Here is a 21,495-nt window from a genome sequence, read left to right as displayed (position 1 = left end):
CCGTTAAGCCTTCTTGCCAATTACCACAACATTCTCACTGGGAAAAAAATAATCAGGTACAGCCATATTTTTCGGCGCAGGACCCCCGATTACTCGGCCTGATGTATCATAATATGAACCGTGGCAAGGACAGAACCAACCATTACCATCTCTTGTAGCATGGTCAATTGGTACACACCCAAGATGTGTACATATTCCGATCATGATTAACCATTCATCTTTTCCTTCACGTACTCTCTGCTCATCTGATTGAGGATCACGTAAGTTTTGCACATCAACAGTCCTTGCAGCCTCAATTTCTTGCTTTGTACGCCTACGAATGAATACTGGTTTACCTTGCCATTTTACTTTTACTCCGTGTCCTTCCTGAATTCCAGACAAATTCACTTCCACTGTGGAAGTTGCTAGAACTTCAGCAGAAGGATTCATAGATTTAACCAGTAGCCAAAGTCCACTTGCAGTTCCTATACCTGCCATAGCGCATGTAGTTAATGTTATAAAATCTCTCCTACTCTTATTTTTAGTAAGATCTTTAACAGGAGGTGTTTTTTTATCCTCTTTGTCTGCCAGTGTTTTTTTATTTTTAGTTAAATTTTTGTCCATTAATCTTTACTTAGCCATAAGTATATATTTTAATTTAAATACTGCGTATTAATCAACAAAAACTTGCGCTTTTTGTTTAACCTGTACTACAGTTGAGAAGAGATAGAGTTTTCAACTTCAGAAATACTATCTTCAGTGGAATCAGGATCTTCAATTTTCGCTACTGACACCACCTTTTCTCTACTTTCTGTTTTAAATAGAGTTACTCCCTGAGTGCTACGTCCTGCAATCCTGATATCATTTACTGAAATACGAATTAACTTTCCTTTATCTGTAATAAGCATGATATTATCACCCTGCTCAACTGGAAAACTAGCAACAACATTACCGTTTCTGCTAGTAGTAAGAATATTGGTGATACCAACACCACCCCTGTTAGTTATTCTATACTCATACGCAGAAGTTCTTTTACCAAAGCCATTTTCGGTAATAGTTAATATAAATTCCTCATTCACTGCAAGTTTTAAGAATAATTCGTTATCTATTCCTAAATCATTCAAAGTCTTTTCCAATTTGGAATCAATGGAGTTATTAATTGCAGTCCCCAGTCTTTTTGCAAGAGGAACTTTTAAGTAAAGTTCTTTTGTTTCTGTTGCTACACCTATCCCATTTAATATGGTCATGGATATCACGCTGTCATTCTTTACAAGTTTGATACCTCTTACGCCATCTGAATTGCGACTCTTAAATTGACGCACATCACTTACAACAAATCTGATACTTTTGCCGAATCTTGTTGAAAGAAAAACATGATCAATTTCATTGCATACTTTAACTGATATTAACTTATCTCCTTCATCGAGCTTGATTGCTATTTTTCCATTGCTTGGAATATAGTGAAAATCCGCTAAAGAGTTGCGCCTTATGTTCCCATGAGCAGTAGCAAAAACTATGTTTTGATTTTCGTCATTTTCACTTGGCAATGGCATGATATTAGTTATAGTTTCACCATCGCTAAGCGGAAATATGTTAACAAGCGCTCTTCCACGTGCAGTTGGTTCTGCAAGAGGCAATTTATAAACTTTTAATCTATAAACTCGACCAATGTTAGAGAAGAACAAAACACTAGTGTGAGTATTTGTCACAAATAATTCTGTAATTACGTCTTCCTCTTTTAATCCCTGTCCTAGCTTTCCTTTTCCACCACGACGCTGAGTTCTATAGTGAGAAAGTTTCACACGCTTGATATAACCATTCATAGTTACGGTTATCACCATATCCTCTTGTGGAATTAGATCTTCAGCTTCAATGTCCGTATCTGATTCCTCTATTGAAGTTTTTCGCGGCACAGCAAATCTGTTCTTTATTTCTTGTAGATTGTTTTTTATTTCTTTCATCAACTTCTCTCCTGAGCCAAGAAAAGCGATATATTCTTTTATCAGGTTGATCATTGAACTTAACTCAGCTTCTAATTTGTCTTTTTCAAGACCTGTTAAACGCTGCAGTTTCATATCAAGGATAGCCTTGATTTGTAGCTCAGTTAATCTATACACTCCGTCTTTCAAAAAGCTTGCGCTATCTGAAATCAACTCAATAATAGTGTTGATTTCATTCGAAGTTTTCCATTCTTTATTTAAAAGTTCTCTGCTTGCTTCCGCAGGATCTTTTGCACTACGGATGATTTTTATCACTTCATCTATGCTGAGGACCGCAATGTAGAGTCCTATATATATATGAGCTTTTTCCCTTGTTTTTCTTAGACGAAATTCTGTTCTCCTGATTAATACTTCTTTTCTAAAATCAATAAAGGCCTCTATGATTTCTTTTAATGACATCAAAGCAGGCCTGTTGTTGCTCAGGACTAAAGTGTTAACACTAAAACTACTTCTTAGTGGAGTTAGTCCCAATATTTGATTAAGTATAAAACTTGCTTCAGCATTTCTTCTGAGGTCAATTACTACTCTAATACCAGACTTATCGGATTCATCCCTAATTTCTGTTATGCCATCAATTCTTTTTTCTTTTACAAGCTCACCTACCTTCTCAATTAATTTTACTTTATTTACCTGGTAAGGTATTTCATCAATCACTATTGCTTGCCTATCTTGTGGCAAGTCTTCCATGTGAGTCTTGCCTTGCACAACAATTGATCCACGACCAGTTGCAAACGCTGATCTTATTCCAGACCTTCCAAGAATCGTTCCCCCAGTTGGAAAATCCGGCCCTGGCATCACTTCAAGTAACTCATCCAAAGTAACTTCAGGATTATCTATATATAACATACAAGCATCTATTATTTCTCCAAGGTTGTGAGAAGGAATATTGGTTGCCATACCAACTGCAACACCGCTTGCACCATTTACCAATAGATTCGGAAATTCTGCAGGCAGTACAACAGGCTCTGTTTCATTTCCATCATAGTTTGGCCTAAAATTAACTGTATCTTCATCAATATCATTCAGTAAAAAGTGCGACACTTTTTGAAGTCTTGCTTCTGTGTATCGCATTGAAGCTGGTGGATCTCCGTCTATCGAACCAAAGTTACCTTGCCCATCAATAAGTGGTAAAAGAAGAGAGAAATCTTGAGCCATTCTAACCAAGGAATCGTAAATAGCTGTATCACCATGTGGGTGATATTTCCCCATTACATCCCCAACTATACGAGCCGCTTTTTTATATGGCTTACCGGCATCGAATCCAGCCCTTGACATTGCATATAATATGCGCCTATGAACAGGTTTAAATCCATCCCGCACGTCAGGTATAGCCCGGCTTATGATAACGCTCATTGCGTAGGAGAGATAAGAATCTTCCAGCTCTTTTACTATTGAAATTGGTACTATATTATCTTGCATTTTCTATATTTTGATCGAAGCAATTAATCTTAACATTTAGTTAAGCAAATGGGCGATGACAGACTTGAACTGCCGACCTCCTCGGTGTAAACGAGATGCTCTACCAGCTGAGCTAATCGCCCCTTTAATCTAATTCTATAGCTCAATATTATTATTGTAAACAAAAATAGCGATTTAAGTAGCTCTTATGAAATCGCTGAGTGCGCACTGTGGAGTTTTATAAATTTTAGTCTTGCTGTCACTTTGTATAAAGGTATTTTTTCGCTCACATCTTTCGAGGTTGTAGCCATGTTCAACAACTTTAAGTAGAATATTGTAGCATTTTTAAAATCTGAGAGCTTATCCAGAATAACAGCTAAATTATAGGTATAAAAAATATTGTTTTCATCAAGGGAAATAGCAGTTATCATATATTCTTTAGCTTTTACATAATCCTCCTTTTTCATATAAATCAGACCTAAATTTACTAATAAAGGAGCATAATTTTTATGTATATCATACAATTTCAACATTTCACTCAACGCCAGATCAGGATCATATTGTGAGATTATCGTCAGAAAATTTTTTAATATGTAAGGGTTACTAGGGTATTCTTTTAACAGTCTTGTGTAAATCTCTACAGCTTTTTTGTATTCTTTATTAGCGTAATAAATATTCCCTAGTCCAATTAAAGCACTTTTATGATAAGGAAACTTTGCGGTAATCTGATTAAGGAGAGAAATAGCTGTCTCATTATCTCCTGATTCAAAGGAATCTTTTGCTTTTTTTAAAGTAGAGTATATGTCAAAACTCTTGCCAGAATTCTGCGAAATTTTGATATTAAATTTATCACTTTTTCTCTCAATAACATCAAGATCTTTATATTTTTTATCAGCTTTTATATGCTTGACAACACTATCAAAGGCCTTTTGTATCTCCAAATTTTCACTAGCATAGGTAACAGAAGACCTCCATAAAATCACAACGCAAATTAACATGCAGACAAACATAGATCCTAGTGTTGTGGCATTGGCTGCAGCGTGTAACCAGTAAACCTTATTTCTTTGAGCTATGCGTAACACATTACAAATTCATAAATGCTAAATTACCTATCTCATACAATAATAAAGATATTATTAATTAGCGATGCTGCGTAGAATGCATTTATCTTTTGTCTTCCATATTTCGCTTTATTTCCACAAAAATGCTTCAATTTATCTTAACATTTTGTCAACTACCTTTGTAGATTTAAAAGGGCATTTTTACATATTCCATATGGCTGCCAATTGCACCCCTCACATGCGTACTCGAATTTCTCTAAAGACATTTTCTCTCTAATCTTTTTTACTGCCTCATTCCAAGTTAAAGTCTCGCCAATTTTAATTCCTAAAATTTCCATATGCCTTCTATCTAGCTCTAAAACTTTAGCTTGTTTGGTGCATTTACCTTGTTTAGTCTGGTTTGGGCAAGCACTACAAATACTATCAAGGTTACCAACTACTTCGATTTGAGTACTAACCACTTCACTTGCTATCTTCCTATAATTTTCTACAAAACCCTGAGAATACCCATATCCTTGAAATGCAAGGGTGCACATGAAATGATGAGGACGGAATTTTATCATTTTTTCAAATATTGCAAAGCTGCTACAAGTAGAAAAATTTTTACCAAACCAGGAAGGATAAATGGTAAAACACCCACCATTATTGCTTGTCCCAGACCCAAGTAAACAGCAAGCCAACTAACACCACAAATAAAGATTACAACTGTACCAGCCAGACAACTTAAAGAATTACATACAAATGATTTATATTTAGAGTTCAGTAATTCATTTACTTTGCTCATTACCATAACAGCAGCTAAACAGCCAATTAAATATCCACCTGTTGGTCCGAGAAAAATGTGATAACCACCAGAAAAATTCGCAAAAACAGGAAATCCTGCTGCACCAAGTGATAGATATGTAAGCACAGAATAGAATGCTGTTCTGCGGTTAAATTTAAGCCCAATAAGCATTACTCCTAAAGTTTGCAATGTGATAGGCACAGGCTGCAATGGTACGCTTATTTGAGCCATCAAAAATAAAAGTAAAACGCAAGACAATATTTCAGCCAGTGTTGATCTGCTGCTAGATTGTGTTATAAACATACTTTCCCAATAAAAATAACTTATTAAATGTAATATATGTGTATAAGAGGTTTTGCAATTTAAATTTTGCTCATATTTGTGCTACAATAAATTATTTATGCACTATTAAATTGAAAATGATGAGTAAACAAGATCTATTATTGTTGATGAAAGCAAGACACAGCGGACGTTCATACAATTCAACAAAAACAATCTCTAAAGAAGAAGTAGATATTTTAATAGAAGCTGTAAGGCTCACCCCATCGTGTTTTGGTGATGAACCTTGGAGATACGTAATATGCAACAAACAGAACAATCAAAGCGCATGGGAAAAATTGCTCAATTGCCTTGATGAATCTAATCAAAAATGGGCAAAGAATGCACAAGTGTTAATCATATCTTTAAGTGCTAAAAACTTCCGCAAACAAGGTAAAGGAGAAAATCTTTGGGCTAGTCACGATACTGGTGCAGCAAATTATGCACTTATGCTACAGGCTGCATCTGTGAACTTAATGGCTCATCAAATGGGTGGATTTGATAGAGATAAAATAGTAGAAAGATTCAATATATCCGATGATTTTAATGTAACGTCAGTAATAGCAGTTGGTTATGAAGAAGAGGGTGCTGAAGTCAAAGAAAAAAAAAGAAGGCCAATAGAAGAAATATTTTTTTATGATGGGTGGCCAAAAACCAGTTAACTTACTTTGACCATTCCTCTCTGAGTACCTTAAAAATAGGATTATCTGGTAAGTAATTTTTTTTCATTGTACCTTCTTCAATTGCTTGCCAATCTTTCCATGAAAGCTTCTCGCTTCCAAGTTCATAGTCCATACCGTCCCACACGTCTTCACGAAAACTATAAACAGCAAAGTGCCAATTATATTCATTAAAAATAGAAACAAGATCTTGGAAATAGCGCTCTAATCCTTTTGAAACCCCAGTTGCGGATTAATCAATATAGTAAAATCTAGAAATACAGGGCTTTTTAGGCTTCATGGAATATGAAACTAATGTGGAAAAGACGTGCACCAAGAAATTTATTGGAGACCTGTGCCTTGAATGCTCAAGCTCAAGTCTGTCTTTTAGGTAGCCAAAAACTGTTTCAATAATCGACCTTTTTCTTAAAAAAATCTTTTCTTCAAGTAGCATTAATGTGTTTTTCATACCTTTTTTTACTTTGGTAACGAGTTTTAGTCCTCTATCGAAGAGTTTTGCAAAGAGCTCTTTCTTTATATAGCCCTTATCACCAAACAAAAGACCAGTCAGTTTTTCAGTTAATTTTGGTACTGGTTTTCTGTCGTCAACGTTACCTTTAGTAAGTGTAACTCCTTGAATTTCACCTTTTTCATTAATTACCATATGCAATTTAAAACCAAAAAACCAGCCATATGTAGTCTTTCCAAGCTTTGCCAATCCTTTGAAAACTTTGTTTCTTGAGATTCTTTTTGGATGGCAAACAGCGATAGATGTTGCATCTATGTACGAAATCCCTGTCATTTTCGACTGCTCACATAGCCATTGCAAAAGTAATGCTAAATACCATAAAACCCTCGGTTTTAGCCTAATAAATCTACTATATGTTGGCAAATTTTGAAACTCAGATCCATATAGTGCTTTCAAATAATATGTATAGAAAGATTTAAAGTCCTCACATCTAGATTGTTGATAAAGTAAAATTATAGTAAGAATTTCAGAATGCGTAATCTCTGGCGTTCTGGTAGGTTTTTTACTGTTTGGCAGGAGTTTTTCTGCGAAATTTTTGTTTATAGCCTTGCAAAAATCGTCTACAAAGCAAAATAATTCTGTTACATTTTTATTCATGGGTAACCTCTCTACTTTTTGATAATATGTTTCCGGAGTTTACCCTATTTCCCTATCTTTTTCACTGACTTCTAATCCGCAACTGGGGTTTGAAGAACGATGTCCACCAAATTCTCCAACAAGTATTCTATGGCTTGGTATTTTATGTTTTTTTTGGAAAATACTCACAGGTTCTATATATGATCTGAGTGTATCTCTATCCCAGTACTCTGTTTTATTTGTGTCAGCAGAACGAATATATCCTGGATAGAAAAATTTCCCCTGGTTTAGTTTTAAATTTGTATAAACAAAAGGCTCGTATATGTGAAATGAATAAAGAACATTGTGATCATTAAGTGGTTTTAATTTATCGAAAGCCTGAGGATCGCCATAGCTACTGCTGTCAAGTATGATAGGGGTTTTTAGGTCAACTTGGCGGATGCTATCTACCATGCTGCTATAAAAGCTAAATAAATCTTTCTGAATTCGACTTTGTTCTAGATTATGAAGGGCAGAATTGTTAGTATTATAAAGCCTTTCCAAATGAGGTTCATTTAAAATATTATATCCAACAATAGCTGGATGGTCCTTAAGTTCTCTTGCAAGATCTTGCCAAAATTTTGCTGCTTGTTTTTGAAAAGCTTGATCTGACCATAAACGTAAATCATCTTTATCATTGTTATTTTGCTTCCACCTAGATCCAGGCAAGCTGAGCATCGTTAAGACTACTGGTATTTTTTGTTGATGAAAAGCATCTAAAACATCTTTCAGAACTTTCAGGTCTTTGGAAATCAGGCCTTGATAATTGTCTGCATCACCTAAGAGGAAATCACGTTGCGTAGTTTCAAATTTGTCAGGAGCAAGGCGAATAAAGCCAATTTTGTACTCCTTTGCTGCTTTGATTAGGTCACTATTAACTTTTCTATTGAAAACGTTTGCTCCCTTTCTAACCCCAGTTTGCCAAAAGAGCATTTTGCTATTTTCTGATATTGACTTAGCACTCACATTACAGAAAACTGTAGAATACAAAACAGTTATAATTAGAAGAAAAATTTTCACTTATGTACATTTTATTATGGTGATAAGTAACTTAACAGATAAGGTTCCGCTTGTAAAGATGCATGGTACTGGTAACAACTTTGTGATCATAGACTCACGCTCAACAGATGATTTAAATTGGAATTATAAAAAAATTGCTAACCAAGACAGTTGCGATCAAGTCATAGTGATAACAAACTCCAGTTTAGCCGATTGCTTTATGCATATCTATAATGCTGATGGTAGCAAAGCTGAAATGTGCGGAAATGCAGCACGTTGCGTTGGATATTTGCTAATGTCAGAAAAAGGTGCTGAATACTCCATTATTGAACTAACAAACAACCGCATTTTAGAGTGTTTTAAAGTGGGTGATAAATCCATAAAGGTTAACATGGGTAAACCTTTGCTAAAATGGTATGAAATTCCTCTTTCTTATGAATGCGATCCCCTTTATCTACCTATAGAGCTTGAAATGCTGAAAGAGCCAGTTGCAGTAAATATTGGTAATCCTCACATAGTTTTTTTTGTTGATAACGTAAATGAAATACCATTGCAAAGTTTAGGACCAAAGCTGGAAAATCACGAATTATTTCCTCAGAAAACAAATGTTAGTATTGCACAAATAGAAAAATCTGGAGAAATAAACTTAAGAGTTTGGGAAAGAGGAACAGGTATTACTGCTTCATGCGGTAGTGCGGCTTGTGCAGCATTTATTGCATCTGTACTTCGTAAGTATTTGATCACTAAACAAACTTCAGTAAATTTACCAGGAGGTCAGTTACTGATTGAGTGGTCAGGAGATATATTTATGACTGGCGATATAGGGTTCTTATGACCTAGGTTAGGCACTGACACTCATTACTTCTAATACCTTTTTACCAATCACCGCAGGAGTCTCTGCAATTGTAATTCCAGCGCTTCGCATAACTTCTAGTTTTGCACCAGCACTTCCACCGCTGGAAGAGATGATTGCTCCAGCGTGTCCCATACGTCTTCCTGGAGGTGCCGTTTGGCCTGCTACAAAACCAACGATTGGCTTTTTAGTTTTTTCTGTTTTCACAAAATGTGATACATCTTCTTCTTCGTTTCCACCTATTTCACCAATAACTACAATACCATGAGTATCGTTATCTTTTAAAAAGAGCTCCATACAGTCGACAAATGTCATACCATGAACTGGATCTCCCCCAATTCCGATACACGTGGATTGACCAAGACCAACAGCAGTTGTTTGTGCTACTGCTTCGTAAGTTAAAGTTCCAGAGCGAGACATAATTCCTATGTGTCCACGCTTATGGATATGGCCAGGCATAATTCCTATTTTGCATTCTTCAGGTGTAATAATTCCCGGACAGTTGGGACCAATCAATCGACTTTTTGAATCAACAAGCGCGCGCTTAACTTTCACCATATCAAGTATAGGAATGCCCTCTGTAATACAAACTATCAATTCTATTTTTGCATCTATTGCTTCAAGTATTGCAGCAGCAGCAAATTTAGCAGGTACATATATAACTGTAGCATTTGCACCGGTCTTTTCTTTTGCTTCTGCTACAGTATTAAAAACCGGTAAATTAAGGTGAGTGCTACCACCCTTTCCAGGAGTTACACCTCCCACCATTTTTGTCCCGTAGTCAATAGCTTGCTCTGAATGAAACGTACCTTGTGCACCAGTAAAACCCTGGCATATTAATCTTGTATCTTTATTTACTAAAACGGACATGCTTTATTTTACCTCTTTTACTATCTTTTGCGCAGCATCACCCAGTTCATCTGCAGCAATAATATTTAATCCCGACTCTTCTAAAATTTTTTTTCCTTCTTCAAAATTAGTACCTGATAATCTAACCACTAGAGGAACTTTAATGCTCATTTCTTTTGCAGCAGCAACAATTCCACTTGCAATAATATCGCAACGCATTATACCACCAAATATGTTAACCAGAATTCCTTTTACGTTGCTATCAGACAATATAATTTTAAATGCTTCAGTTACAGTTTCTTTACTCGCTCCACCACCAACATCCAAAAAGTTAGCAGGTTCTGCTCCGTAGTATTTTATTATATCCATTGTTGCCATAGCAAGACCTGCACCGTTTACCATGCAACCAATACTGCCATCCATTTTGATATAACTGAGTCCATGCTTTGAAGCCTCTATCTCTTCTTTCACTTCTTCATCATAATCACGAAGTTCCATAATTTCTGGGTGACGATATAAAGCATTGTCATCGAAATTAATTTTCGCATCGAGCGCAATAAAATCTCCAGAATTTGTTTCAACCAGTGGATTAATTTCAATTTGGCTCGCATCAGTTGCAATAAACGCATCATATATATTTTTTGCAACATTTGTTATTTTTTCTATTTGTTCTGAACTCAAATTAAAACTGCTGCTCAACTTGCTGCTATCAAAACTTGTAGCAGAATCAATATCAAATTTCACAATTTTTGCAGGAGAATTTTTCGCCACTTCTTCAATATCCATTCCACCTTCTGAGGAAAATATGAATATTGGCCTACTGAGCTTCGGGTCGATCACCAGGCTTAAATAATACTCTTTCTTAATGCTTGAGCCTTCTTCAACGTACACTTTTCTTACTTGCTGCCCGCTTGGTCCTGTTTGATGAGTAACTAAAGTTATGCCAAGCATGTCCTTTACAAACTGCTTGGCTTCTTCAACTGACTTTGCTAGCTTTACACCACCGGCTTTACCCCTACCACCTGCATGAATTTGAGCTTTAACTACAAACACGTCAGATTTTAATTGACTTACTTGAGTGTTTACTTCTTCCGCAGATGTAGCAACAAAACCTTTTGGCACTGGAACATTAAATTTATGCAAAACTTCTTTCGCTTGATATTCGTGAATATTCATAAAATAACCAATGATAAACTATTAACTTGAGTACAAACTACCAACCATAACGCTGCCTTCTGCACTCTTGTTGGTACCTCTTTTTTTTAGCTTCAGCTTTCTTTTTAGCTCTTTTTTCTGATTTTTTTTCATGATATTGTTTTTTCATTTTCAACCCTCTTCCTTCCTTTTGAATTGTTTTTTTCAATACTGGAAGAGCTCTGTCTACATCACCATAATGGACTGATACTTCTATCAAACTCTATACCTCCTTCGGTAATCATTTCAAAATCTATTTATAAATTAGAAAATTAACATTGTCAATTATTTTATAAACTTGAGCGTTAAAATGTAATATGCCGTAATTTACATGGCAAATGATGTCATTCCATACTTGCTTACTGATGGAGATTGCTCTTATGTTACAGCGTTCTTACAATTATACTAACATCGGGGCGGAGAGATTTGAACTCCCGACCCTTTGGTCCCAAACCAAATGCGCTACCAGGCTGCGCTACGCCCCGACTTCTTTACTCAGAGTATCAATAACTCAGGCAAAATGCAAGATTCATTTGTTTACTTTAGAAAAAATATAATACGAGATTTAATATTATCTTAGAATATGTTTTTTATTAGCTCCTCTTTAACAACAAACTGCTTCGTAGAGAGTCTACAGAGTTTTTGTGCGCGCAACATTGAACCAGATTTCTTTATCTTAGCCATATTTAAAAATCTAGCTACACCAATTGGTGAAAGTGAGTGCAGCAACTACAGCAGTATCAACCCTTAAAATTCTTTTTCCTAGACTCAATTTTTGACAAAACTTATCGGCAAGATCAAGTTCATAAGATGAAAAACCACCTTCAGGGCCAACAATAATAGCAACATTTTTTTTGCCTTTCAGCACTTTATCAGCTTTACCTGTTTCATCACATAAAACAAAATTTTTACTCTGGGAATCAGGTAACTCACAAAAGTTAATAGGAGGCAAAATCTCTGGTATACTTACCCTACCTGACTGTTCTGCAGCTTCGATTGCCTGTAATTTTGCTCTACTTAGGTTAATGTTTTTTACTACTGTACGTTCCGTTGAAATAAATTGAATGCAGGTTACTCCCATTTCAGTTGCCTGTCTTACTATGTTGTTCAGAGCAGCACTTTTTACCATGGCACAATACAGGTATAGATTTTCCTCATATTGCTGTTGTTTGGCACATTCTTTGAGTGTAACTTTTGTCAATTTACGCGATATATTAACTACTTCTCCTAACCATTCTCCATCTTTTCCATTAAAAAGAGAGAGATTATCATACTTCTTAAGCCGCATTACATTGCAAATGTAATGACTTTGTTGTGGATTAAGTGCTAAACTCACGCCTTGTGATAAAGCTTCTTCAACATAAAGCCTAACTTTTCCCATTTAAAACTTTAATTATATTCTACTTGAGTGACTCTTACGGGATTTGAACCCGTGTTACCACCGTGAAAGGGTGGTGTCCTAACCACTAGACGAAAGAGTCAATGCGAATTAACTCAAGTTATATTGATTATGCACATAAAGTCAATTCAATTATTTTGAATCACATAGTTAGAGTGATATATCAGTGATTTTATATCGAAAGCCTCCTATTACTCCATGTTCAATGCTTACTGAACCTATCTCAGATTTAGGAGCTTTAGATCCTAAATCTAATTGTTGTTCAACTTTTGTATCGGAATCATAGCCAGAATCTCTACGCTCAAAATTTTGCCTTATTTCTTTTACGCTAAAGCCTGCCTTGGTCTTGATTTGCTGACTCGCTGGCTTATTAGCACTTTGCTCATTTAGTTTTACTTGCAAATTACTCACTTTATCCTGCACTGATCCATGATAAGTCCCTGAATTAGCTTTTATGTCCTTTGCTTTTCTTTCTGCTCTTTTCTTGAACAAATCTACTTTAGCATAAATAGGTTCTGACGATTGTTCTGGCTCTTTCTGTTTTAGGCTAGTAGGCTTTTTTTGTTCTGAAAAATTATCTATAGTTTCATAGATAGGTTCTTCTGATATACTCAAATAACCACTATCGTTCAATGATGAATTTTCAGTAGATTTTTTATGTGAATCATATATTTCAGCATAAATAGATTCTTCTGATACGCTTAACTCCCCTAATGAATTACTAATCTTAGTGTCATACACCTCAGCGTAAATGGGCTCTTTTAAAAGAGAAGTATCAAGATCAGTACTTTTTGACTTATACTCAAAAGTTCTAGGGGGTTTTTTAGGTGGTATTACATTGTTGCTCACCTCAGCGTACATAGTTATTGGCTTATATTCAAAGGTTCTAGGAGGTTTTTTAGGTGGTATCATGTTACCAACTGAGTTAGCCTCAAGTTTCAGCTTTACTACTTCTTGAAACTCATCAAAACCTTCTCTTTCTTTGAAAATGTTCAATATTTTTTCCTTTTCTTCAGCATTTCGAGGCATTGCACCATTTATTACTAACTCACCAAGTATAAAACAACATTTTTCCTTATAGTCTTTGAGATCATAGTGCATAACCCTTTTCTCATGAGCAAGTGCTCTTTCGTATTTATAGATTACACTTCTTATACCGTCGCTGCCTATTGCATTAACGTTGGCGCCAGAATTAATAAGTAATTCCATTACATCACAATCAAGACTTTTTACTGCATATCCTAAAGCCTGATTTAAAGCTGGATTATTTATATCAAATGATCCTGTATTCTTAAGAGACATAGTCTTTGAAGTGAATTTTCTAAAACTATTTAGTGTATCGTAGAGACTTAGAGCAAATTTAACATTTTTTATGTTATTGTTTTTGACAGATTTAATTAAAAAATTATCTATTATGTTCATGATTGTACCCCTCTTATATAAAAGCTCACTATTGTGGTACAATTTTAAACTATAACGATTTATTTTTTACTAATAGCAGCTCTATAACCACTTAACAAGTGGTGGCATTGACATCATAATTGCATCTGGATTGCCGTCAGTCATTAAACCAAACCTTGTGCCACGATCGTATAACAGATTGAATTCTACATATCTGCCACGTTTTATTAATTGATTTTCTCGTTGTTCTTTTGTCCAAGATTTTTGCATATGTTTACGTATGATGTGCAAATAAATTTCCAAAAAGGCTTCACCTACTGCTTTTGTGAACTCAAAATCGTTTTCCCAGTTGCCAGAACTCAGATTATCATAGAAAATGCCACCAATACCACGCGGCTCTTTTCTATGTGGTAAGAAAAAATAATTGTCACATTGCTCTTTAAATTTTGGATAATATCCGGTGTCAAATCTATCACATGTCGTTTTGATTGATTCATGAATATACTTGCAATCTTCTTCATTTTTATATATTGGCGTAAAATCCATTCCTCCACCAAACCATTGTTTTGAAGTATATATCAGCCTTGTGTTCATATGCGCTGCAGGGATAAGGGGCGATTGCATATGAGACACCAAAGATATACCGCTTGCCCAGAACTCTCCGTTACTTTCACTTGCACCAGGAATTTCATTGATGGCTGAATCTGCAAATTTTCCGTGTACTTTTGAAACGTTTACTCCAACTTTTTCAAAAACATTACCAAAAATAATTGTAGATTCACCACCTCCACCACCTGGGCGGTCCCACTTTCTCTTTTCGATCTTTGGCTCTGCGGATGATTGTTTTTCGATTAATAAGAAAGATTCTATAATCTTATCTCTTAGTGCACAGAACCACTTAAATGCTTGTGTTCTTTGTTTTTCCATAATACCTCTCGCTAACATTGTTATATCTGATATTTAAGGAACTTAATTAGATTTGGATAATAATTATCTATCAAAGACGTTAATAAATCTATAATAATTAAGTCAATATAATAAAACATTTTCGTATGTACAACAATGCCAAGTAACAATAATGAATAAAAGATACATAGATAACAAAAAAGAGAACAGGGTTGATTTCATACTAAGAAATTATGGAATGTCAATTGTTGTGATGGCAGTTATTATGCTCTTACCTCAAGTAGCAATATCGATACTCTACTTTTTTGATATATATAGTCAGCATATTAATATAGAGATTAATTTATTAGTTAGCATTCTAACAACTCTCTTTATGATATATAATGTAAAGCGCTACAGATACCTACTTAATACTATAGAATTTCAAAATGCAATATTTGCAAATGCACTAAATCATAATACAGAATTTTGCCTTATTTTACATAAAGATGAGGGTGTTATTTATGCTGATGCAAGGTTCTACGAAAGATTTAAAGATCATATAATAGATGATGACATTACGTTAGGCAAGATTCTTGAAATAGGAAATGTTTCAGAAGAAGACAAAAAAGCACTCTATCATGCACTAAAAAATAACTCTTCTGTACAGGTATGCATTTCCTTAAACAAGAAGAATAGAGTATCTAAATTTCTTTTGCTCTTTGAGCCGATACCAGATAATCCACAAATTGCTATAAATAGTAATAAGATTTTAAATTTATCATTAGTGCCAATAGCAAGGCCAGATGGGTATTTTGTGTTAAAAGCAACACAGATAAACAAGGAGCAGGTATATGAAGAGTTAATAGAAAAACACGGTATAGGAATTTACATTGCAAATGCCAAAGGGGTGATTTTATCTGTAAATAAAAGATTTTTAGACATATTTGAACTGAAAAAACTGGAAAAAGGTAGCTCAATCAGTGATTTTATATCTCAATCTAAATATAACAATACAACAACCGATAATGAAATTTTGTTTTTTACTATAAGTGGTATTCCATTCAAGGCTTATATGAGCACTGCTATATTTTGTGATAAATACAATCATAGCTATATATATGGCCTTATAACACCAACCGAATCAAATATTGTTGATTATCAATTACACCCTTGTTTTGCAAATTCATCAATTGCTATTGCACAATGTGACATAAACGGCAACTTTGTAAAGAAAAATACGGCACTAATAAAGCTTGCAGGGTCAGATAATAATTCAATCTTTACATTGATATTGGATAGTTATCATGTGAAAATACGTGAATATTTTTCGAGTAATAGAATAAATAATGCGTCCTTTGATGTACAGCTCAACGGCGGTAATAACATAAAAATATATTTCAATAAGTTTCTTCATAATAAAATGATATTCATACTTTGTTATTTTATTGATAATACTGAACACAAAAACCTAGAGATAAAGCTTGAGCATTATCAAAAGATGCAAGCTATAGGGCAGTTAGCAGGTGGTATTGCGCATGATTTCAACAATATATTGACTGGGATAATAGGATTTTGCGATTTGCTTTTACTCCAACACTCAGCTGGTGACCCATCTTTTGGAGATATAATACAGATACAGCAAAATGCAAAGCGTGGATCAAATTTAGTAAGACAATTGCTTGCTTTTTCAAGAAGACAGACCTTGCAGCCAAAAATTATTGATGTAAATAATACTATAGCTAATCTTTATGAAATGATAAAAAGATTAATAGGTGAAAATATAAAATTTAATATTTATTATGGTAGAGACTTGGGTGCTGTTAGGGCTGATCAAGGACAATTAGAGCAAGTTATACTTAACTTAGCAGTCAATGCTAGTGCTGCTATGGAAAAGGGCGGAGAATTAACTATACGAACCTTTAATCAAAAGATTGACTCATTAAATTCTACACCTCAGGATATGTTTTCTCCAGACAAGGAAGCGATTGAACATGGAAATTATGTTGTGATTGAAGTAATTGATACTGGATGTGGAATGACGAGTGATACAACTGAAAAGATCTTTGATCCATTTTTTTCTACTAAAGATATTGCTTCTGGTACAGGTCTTGGCCTCTCTACTGTATATGGCATTATTAAACAAACTGAAGGATACATCTATGTTGCTAGCAAAGTAAATCATGGAACTAAATTTAGCATATTTTTGCCCATGGTTTACATATCAGATGAAAATGATAGAGAAGAAGATAGTGAAGAAACAGAAAAACCGGTAGTAAGTGAAATTAAAGGTAATGGTATAATTTTATTAATCGAAGATGAAGATTCAGTAAGGGAATTCATCTCTAAAGCACTCAAAAGAAAAGGATTTGATGTAATAGAAGCAAGCATAGGAAGCGAGGCGCTAGAAATAATCAGTAAAAAAAGTCAACATATAGATCTTATAATCACTGATGTAATCATGCCAGAGGTGAGCGGCCCAGAAATAGTTAAAGAAGCATTGATCCATAGGCCAAATATCAACGTTATTTTTATTTCTGGGTATGCAGAAGATGCTTTTTTAAAGAGTGATGACATCAATATAGAAGATTTTCACTTTTTGCCAAAACCATTCACTCTGAATGAATTAGGAAACAAGGTTCAAAGTGTGTTACACAAAGCAAAAAAGACAGTCTAATTTTAGTGTGGTTAACAACAAAAAAATTTTCTAATGCAAAAGTTTCTTGCATATATACAATAGAATTATTTTATACATAAGATAAAAGGCGTGAGCAAGATTATTGCAATAGTAAATCAAAAGGGTGGAGTTGGCAAAACCACAACTAGTATAAATTTATCGACAGCCTTTGCTGCTGTGGGAAAAAGCACTTTATTGGTAGATCTTGATCCTCAAGGAAATGCTAGCACCGGGCTCGGGATTTCTTATCGTAGTAGGGAAGAAAAAAATATATACAAAATACTACTAAGCAGCGAAAATAAATTGATAGAATCGGCAATTTTCAATATAAAGGAAATTCCAAATTTATCACTAATTTCGTCAGTAGTTGATTTATCAGCTGCAGAAATTGAATTATCACAACTTGAGCGAGGAAAATTTGTGCTAAAAAGCGCATTAGAGAAGATACGCGATAATTATGAGTATATAATCATCGATTGCCCTCCATCACTTGGGCTTCTAACCATAAATGCTTTGACTGCTGCTAATTCTATTATTGTTCCTCTTCAGTGTGAATTTTTTGCTCTGGAAGGATTAAGCCATTTAGTTAAAACTGTAGAACTGATAAAAAGGAATAACCTAAACCCTTTTTTGGCAATAGAAGGGATAGTGTTAACAATGTATGACAGGCGTAACAAACTCAGTGAACAGATTAAAAACGATATTTGCCAGTATTTAAATGATAAAGTATACAAAACTATCATCCCATTGTATGAGACTGTTATTCCACGTAACGTACGGTTATCAGAAGCGCCTTCTCATGGAAAACCTGCTATTGTGTATGATCTTAAGTGTCCTGGTGCACAAGCATATATAAGTTTGGCAAGGGAAATTTTAAAAAAGCATGCGAGCAGTTGTAAGGAGAAGAAACTAGTAAGCGAGGGCGTAGTATGAAGGATGATAGACGCCTCGGCAGAGGTCTTGCCGGCCTCATAGGCGATAATTATGATAATAAAGAAGATCGACAAGAGCATTTGCCTATTTCATTACTGCACCCAAGCAAATTTCAACCGAGGAAACATTTTGACGAGGAGTCATTAAGAGAACTTGCAAATTCGATAAAGAAAAGTGGCATTATACAGCCTATCGTGGTACGCAAAGATTCAAATGATGATGGTTACGAAATAATAGCTGGAGAACGTCGTTGGCGAGCAAGCAAGATTGCAAATCTTGATAGTGCACCAGTTATCATAAAAGATCTGAGCGACAAGGAATGCTTGGAAGTATCCATAATTGAAAACATACAAAGACAAGATATTAATCCGATAGAAGAAGGTGAAGCATATAAGAGACTGATAGATGAATTTTCCTATACACATGAAGAATTAGCTTCAACTATAGGCAAAAGCCGCAGCCACATAACCAATATGATTCGGATGTTGTCACTTCCCTGTAGGGTGAAAACAATGATCAACGAAAAAAAACTATCTATGGGTCATGCAAGAGCGTTGATTAATGTTGAAAATGCTGAAGGTATTGCAGAAAGAATAGTTTCTCAAGGCTTAAGCGTTAGACAAACTGAAAAATTGATAAAAGATTTGCATCAAGGCGACAACCAAAAAGAACAGAAATATACTAAAAATCAAGATATGACGGTAATAGAAGGCGCTATATCTTCTCAACTTGGTTTAAAGATCAAAATTAATGACAACAATTCTAAGGGTAAAGTTATGATACGGTATAATAATCCAAATGAATTAGATTTAATATTGAAAGTTTTGAATAGGAAACTTGAGGTATAGCTAGTAGCTGGCTAACAAACCAATATCAATTGTTGGTGTCATGAAAGTAGCTGATACATAGCTGTACGAACATTCATTTTTGAAGACAGCAAATGGTGTTATCCGAGTAGCTAACTACTTGGATCCAGGAAAAAGAATGGTGTCATGAAAGTAGATGACACTGGTTCCTTTATGACGGCAGTGCCCCTATGATGTCATCCCAGCACCTTCTTCTGTCATCCCAGTGTCAGCTACTTGGATGACAAGGTTATCGTCATGCCGCCGCGAACCGTCATACCGCCGCGGTATCTCATCCGCTAACAAGAGATCCCGCTGCGGGATGACGATTGTCGGTGAACCTAAGTTACTTTAGCCATAAACATTAAGAAATTTACCAAACGGAAAAAAAGGCAAAAGAAGCCCTAGTCATTGTTTATTTTCAGTATCGGCGTTCTTTAAGTCTTAAACACTGCAATTTAGCTGCTTTTAAACGCAACTAACTTAAGCTATAAATGTTTAAGAAATTTACCAGCAGAAAAAAAAGACAAAGAATCCCCGGAGTAGCTAGTTATTCCACTCTTTATTTTAAAATTTGACGTTGGGTGATGTCTTAAACGCTTTATAAGCGCTTTTCAGCTTATGTGGGTAAAAACCCAAAATTTTTATAAAGACATAGTATGCACATAGTGCAAAAATTAAACAATAGTACGCCAAATACAAGTCTTCTTGTCATTTTAATCTGCACAGATTGGGAAGTTAAATAATATAGCTTCAGTTTCATGATAAGGGTGCTGGCGAAGGGTGTCAAGTAAGTTTTTCGTTTCTAACGATTGTTGCCAAAATCATGCAAGAAGTCTATTGACAGGTGATTAAATTATAATGTAGCCTATCGCCGTATATCTGGGGGTGGGTTGTTGTGAGGCTTTTTCACTTTTTATTCTTGTTAATGTGTTTTTCTCTGTATTACTATGCGGGTTTTATATTTTCGCCTTGCCCAAAAGCTACGGTTTGCTTTTCACCTGGAGAAGATTGTGCTATGCCGATAATCAGCGTAATAGATCAGTCTAAAAAATCTATCTTAGTTCAAGAATATACATTTACTCTTGGAACAATTGCAAAATCTTTGATCAATGCTAAAGAACGTGGTGTTGATGTTAAAGTCATTTTAGATAAATCGCAACTCTACTCAAAATATAGTGTTATAAATGAACTATTTTCAGGTGGAGTACCAATTTGGATCGATGATAAGCCAAAGATTGCTCATAATAAGATAATGATTGTTGACAATCAAAAAGTCATCACAGGATCATTTAACCTGAGTAAGACAGCTAAAAAAGGGAATGCTGAAAATTTATTAATTATTACAGATTATCCTGAATTGATTCAGCAGTATGTGAAAAACTGGGAGGCACGAATGTCACAATCTTATAAATATGCTCCCAACTAATCAAAAGCACTTGCTTAAAATCAGCTCTAAAAACAGCAAGGGAGAGCTTTTTTATTAATTGACATATACATAATAATTATGATATAATAAACTAGAAGTTTAAGGAATAAAGTAATGGATTATATAAATGATGCTGCCGGTGGCTACACTGCCATTCACGATTTTTTTCAAAACAACGGTGTTGGAGATTACAAAGTTCAATGCAGTTATGGTGGGGTGCCGTATGCTACTGATGAGTACGTGCATTCTGGCGATAAATTTTGGAGCAATAATTTTATAGACTCACATTTTGGAAAGGAAATAAAAATGTATCCTCAAAGTGAACTTTTAGCTAAAGAATATACTGGAAATACGCTGCCGGTTTCAATATCACTAGACAAGGATTTAATAAAAATAAAGGAATGTCAGAAAAAAACGAAATTTGTAGAACTAGAAAGAGAGTCAGGCGGTTTAGTGTATGATAAGCAAAAGCATGTAAAGTGTTACACAACAAAGCTATCATATGATGATGTGCATATTTACAATAATGATAAAGTTTCAACATTTAGCATTAAATATGACGTGCCAAACGATCCGAGATACAGTTTAAATGTAACATTTACAAAGGTTAATGATAATAAACCAGGGTTTTGGCAAAAATTTAAAAATATGTTTTAACAGAGTAGCTTCTCAATGAAGAGATTCTGAG

21 protein-coding genes and 3 tRNA genes are annotated in these 21,495 nt (G+C 34.8%); 7 read left to right on the top strand and 17 right to left on the bottom strand.

What is annotated here, in order from left to right; all coding sequences use genetic code 11:
• Positions 1 to 3 precede the first annotated feature (3 nt).
• The 6 genes from petA to NBW37_RS05340 form a co-directional block, all read right to left on the bottom strand.
• Entirely contained in the window at positions 4 to 603 is a 600-nt protein-coding gene (gene petA, locus NBW37_RS05365; RefSeq protein ID WP_250296039.1) for a ubiquinol-cytochrome c reductase iron-sulfur subunit, read from the bottom strand.
• Between the two features lie 86 nt (positions 604 to 689).
• Entirely contained in the window at positions 690 to 3,398 is a 2,709-nt protein-coding gene (gene gyrA / locus NBW37_RS05360; RefSeq protein ID WP_250296038.1) for a DNA gyrase subunit A, read from the bottom strand.
• A gap of 49 nt (positions 3,399 to 3,447) precedes the next feature.
• Positions 3,448 to 3,520: transfer RNA gene (locus NBW37_RS05355), tRNA-Val, on the bottom strand.
• 63 nt (positions 3,521 to 3,583) lie between these two features.
• Positions 3,584 to 4,459, bottom strand: coding sequence for a tetratricopeptide repeat protein (locus tag NBW37_RS05350; RefSeq protein WP_250296037.1), 876 nt, complete (start codon positions 4,457 to 4,459; stop codon positions 3,584 to 3,586).
• A 152-nt stretch (positions 4,460 to 4,611) separates the two neighbouring features.
• The gene (locus NBW37_RS05345) at positions 4,612 to 5,001 is read right to left on the bottom strand and encodes a DUF1284 domain-containing protein (RefSeq protein ID WP_370273069.1); all 390 of its coding nucleotides are present in this window, start codon (positions 4,999 to 5,001) and stop codon (positions 4,612 to 4,614) included.
• Positions 4,998 to 5,525 (bottom strand): biotin transporter BioY, encoded by a 528-nt coding sequence (locus NBW37_RS05340; protein WP_250296035.1) that lies wholly within the window; start codon positions 5,523 to 5,525, stop codon positions 4,998 to 5,000. Before NBW37_RS05340 ends, NBW37_RS05345 begins: the two co-directional genes overlap by 4 nt.
• A 116-nt stretch (positions 5,526 to 5,641) precedes the next feature.
• Between NBW37_RS05340 and NBW37_RS05335 the strand changes: the two genes are divergently transcribed.
• Entirely contained in the window at positions 5,642 to 6,202 is a 561-nt protein-coding gene (locus tag NBW37_RS05335; protein WP_250296034.1) for a nitroreductase family protein, read from the top strand.
• Position 6,203: 1 nt separating this feature from the next.
• Here the strand turns inward: NBW37_RS05335 and NBW37_RS07645 are convergent, their stop codons facing one another.
• From NBW37_RS07645 to NBW37_RS05325, 3 genes are all read right to left on the bottom strand, one after another.
• A complete protein-coding gene (locus NBW37_RS07645; RefSeq protein ID WP_256466260.1) occupies positions 6,204 to 6,335 on the bottom strand; it encodes a hypothetical protein in 132 nt (43 codons plus the stop codon).
• 117 nt (positions 6,336 to 6,452) lie between these two features.
• Complete coding sequence (locus NBW37_RS05330) at positions 6,453 to 7,325, bottom strand: IS982 family transposase (RefSeq protein WP_250295817.1); 873 nt, start codon at positions 7,323 to 7,325, stop codon at positions 6,453 to 6,455.
• A gap of 39 nt (positions 7,326 to 7,364) precedes the next feature.
• A complete protein-coding gene (locus NBW37_RS05325; protein WP_250296033.1) occupies positions 7,365 to 8,276 on the bottom strand; it encodes a glycoside hydrolase family 5 protein in 912 nt (303 codons plus the stop codon).
• A 103-nt stretch (positions 8,277 to 8,379) separates the two neighbouring features.
• Here NBW37_RS05325 and dapF point away from each other — a divergent pair, with 103 nt between their 5' ends.
• Entirely contained in the window at positions 8,380 to 9,177 is a 798-nt protein-coding gene (gene dapF, locus NBW37_RS05320; protein ID WP_250297004.1) for a diaminopimelate epimerase, read from the top strand.
• Between the two features lie 6 nt (positions 9,178 to 9,183).
• Here the strand turns inward: dapF and sucD are convergent, their stop codons facing one another.
• From sucD to hemF, 8 genes are all read right to left on the bottom strand, one after another.
• A complete protein-coding gene (gene sucD / locus NBW37_RS05315) occupies positions 9,184 to 10,065 on the bottom strand; it encodes a succinate--CoA ligase subunit alpha (RefSeq protein WP_250296032.1) in 882 nt (293 codons plus the stop codon).
• A gap of 3 nt (positions 10,066 to 10,068) precedes the next feature.
• Positions 10,069 to 11,220: an ADP-forming succinate--CoA ligase subunit beta gene (gene sucC / locus NBW37_RS05310; protein ID WP_250296031.1), complete on the bottom strand. Its 1,152-nt coding sequence runs from the start codon at positions 11,218 to 11,220 to the stop codon at positions 10,069 to 10,071.
• Between the two features lie 37 nt (positions 11,221 to 11,257).
• Positions 11,258 to 11,458 (bottom strand): 30S ribosomal protein S21, encoded by a 201-nt coding sequence (rpsU, locus tag NBW37_RS05305; RefSeq protein ID WP_006279819.1) that lies wholly within the window; start codon positions 11,456 to 11,458, stop codon positions 11,258 to 11,260.
• Positions 11,459 to 11,649: 191 nt separating this feature from the next.
• Positions 11,650 to 11,723 (bottom strand) — tRNA-Pro (locus NBW37_RS05300).
• Positions 11,724 to 11,932: 209 nt separating this feature from the next.
• Positions 11,933 to 12,619, bottom strand: coding sequence for a 16S rRNA (uracil(1498)-N(3))-methyltransferase (locus tag NBW37_RS05295; RefSeq protein ID WP_250296030.1), 687 nt, complete (start codon positions 12,617 to 12,619; stop codon positions 11,933 to 11,935).
• A 28-nt stretch (positions 12,620 to 12,647) separates the two neighbouring features.
• Positions 12,648 to 12,719, bottom strand: a tRNA-Glu gene (locus tag NBW37_RS05290).
• Between the two features lie 68 nt (positions 12,720 to 12,787).
• Complete coding sequence (locus NBW37_RS05285) at positions 12,788 to 14,059, bottom strand: hypothetical protein (RefSeq protein WP_250296029.1); 1,272 nt, start codon at positions 14,057 to 14,059, stop codon at positions 12,788 to 12,790.
• An 81-nt stretch (positions 14,060 to 14,140) separates the two neighbouring features.
• On the bottom strand, positions 14,141 to 14,965 hold the full coding sequence (hemF, locus tag NBW37_RS05280) for an oxygen-dependent coproporphyrinogen oxidase (protein ID WP_250296028.1): 825 nt from the start codon (positions 14,963 to 14,965) through the stop codon (positions 14,141 to 14,143).
• A gap of 151 nt (positions 14,966 to 15,116) precedes the next feature.
• On the opposite strand from hemF, the gene NBW37_RS05275 reads away from it, so the two are divergent.
• The 5 genes from NBW37_RS05275 (at position 15,117) to NBW37_RS05255 (ending at position 21,464) form a co-directional block, all read left to right on the top strand.
• The gene (locus tag NBW37_RS05275) at positions 15,117 to 17,600 is read left to right on the top strand and encodes a response regulator (RefSeq protein WP_250296027.1); all 2,484 of its coding nucleotides are present in this window, start codon (positions 15,117 to 15,119) and stop codon (positions 17,598 to 17,600) included.
• Between the two features lie 90 nt (positions 17,601 to 17,690).
• Complete coding sequence (locus NBW37_RS05270) at positions 17,691 to 18,533, top strand: ParA family protein (protein WP_006280226.1); 843 nt, start codon at positions 17,691 to 17,693, stop codon at positions 18,531 to 18,533.
• Complete coding sequence (locus NBW37_RS05265) at positions 18,530 to 19,381, top strand: ParB/RepB/Spo0J family partition protein (RefSeq protein ID WP_250296026.1); 852 nt, start codon at positions 18,530 to 18,532, stop codon at positions 19,379 to 19,381. Before NBW37_RS05270 ends, NBW37_RS05265 begins: the two co-directional genes overlap by 4 nt.
• Before the next feature lie 895 nt (positions 19,382 to 20,276).
• On the top strand, positions 20,277 to 20,807 hold the full coding sequence (locus NBW37_RS05260; RefSeq protein ID WP_250296025.1) for a phospholipase D family nuclease: 531 nt from the start codon (positions 20,277 to 20,279) through the stop codon (positions 20,805 to 20,807).
• 114 nt (positions 20,808 to 20,921) lie between these two features.
• Complete coding sequence (locus NBW37_RS05255; RefSeq protein ID WP_250296024.1) at positions 20,922 to 21,464, top strand: hypothetical protein; 543 nt, start codon at positions 20,922 to 20,924, stop codon at positions 21,462 to 21,464.
• Positions 21,465 to 21,495: the final 31 nt, after the last annotated feature.

Origin of the sequence: Wolbachia endosymbiont of Oedothorax gibbosus (assembly GCF_936270145.1) — a bacterium.
Lineage (GTDB): Bacteria > Pseudomonadota > Alphaproteobacteria > Rickettsiales > Anaplasmataceae > Wolbachia.
The sequence above is the reverse complement of the archived record's forward strand: the minus strand, read 5'-3'. Positions and strand labels throughout refer to the sequence as shown.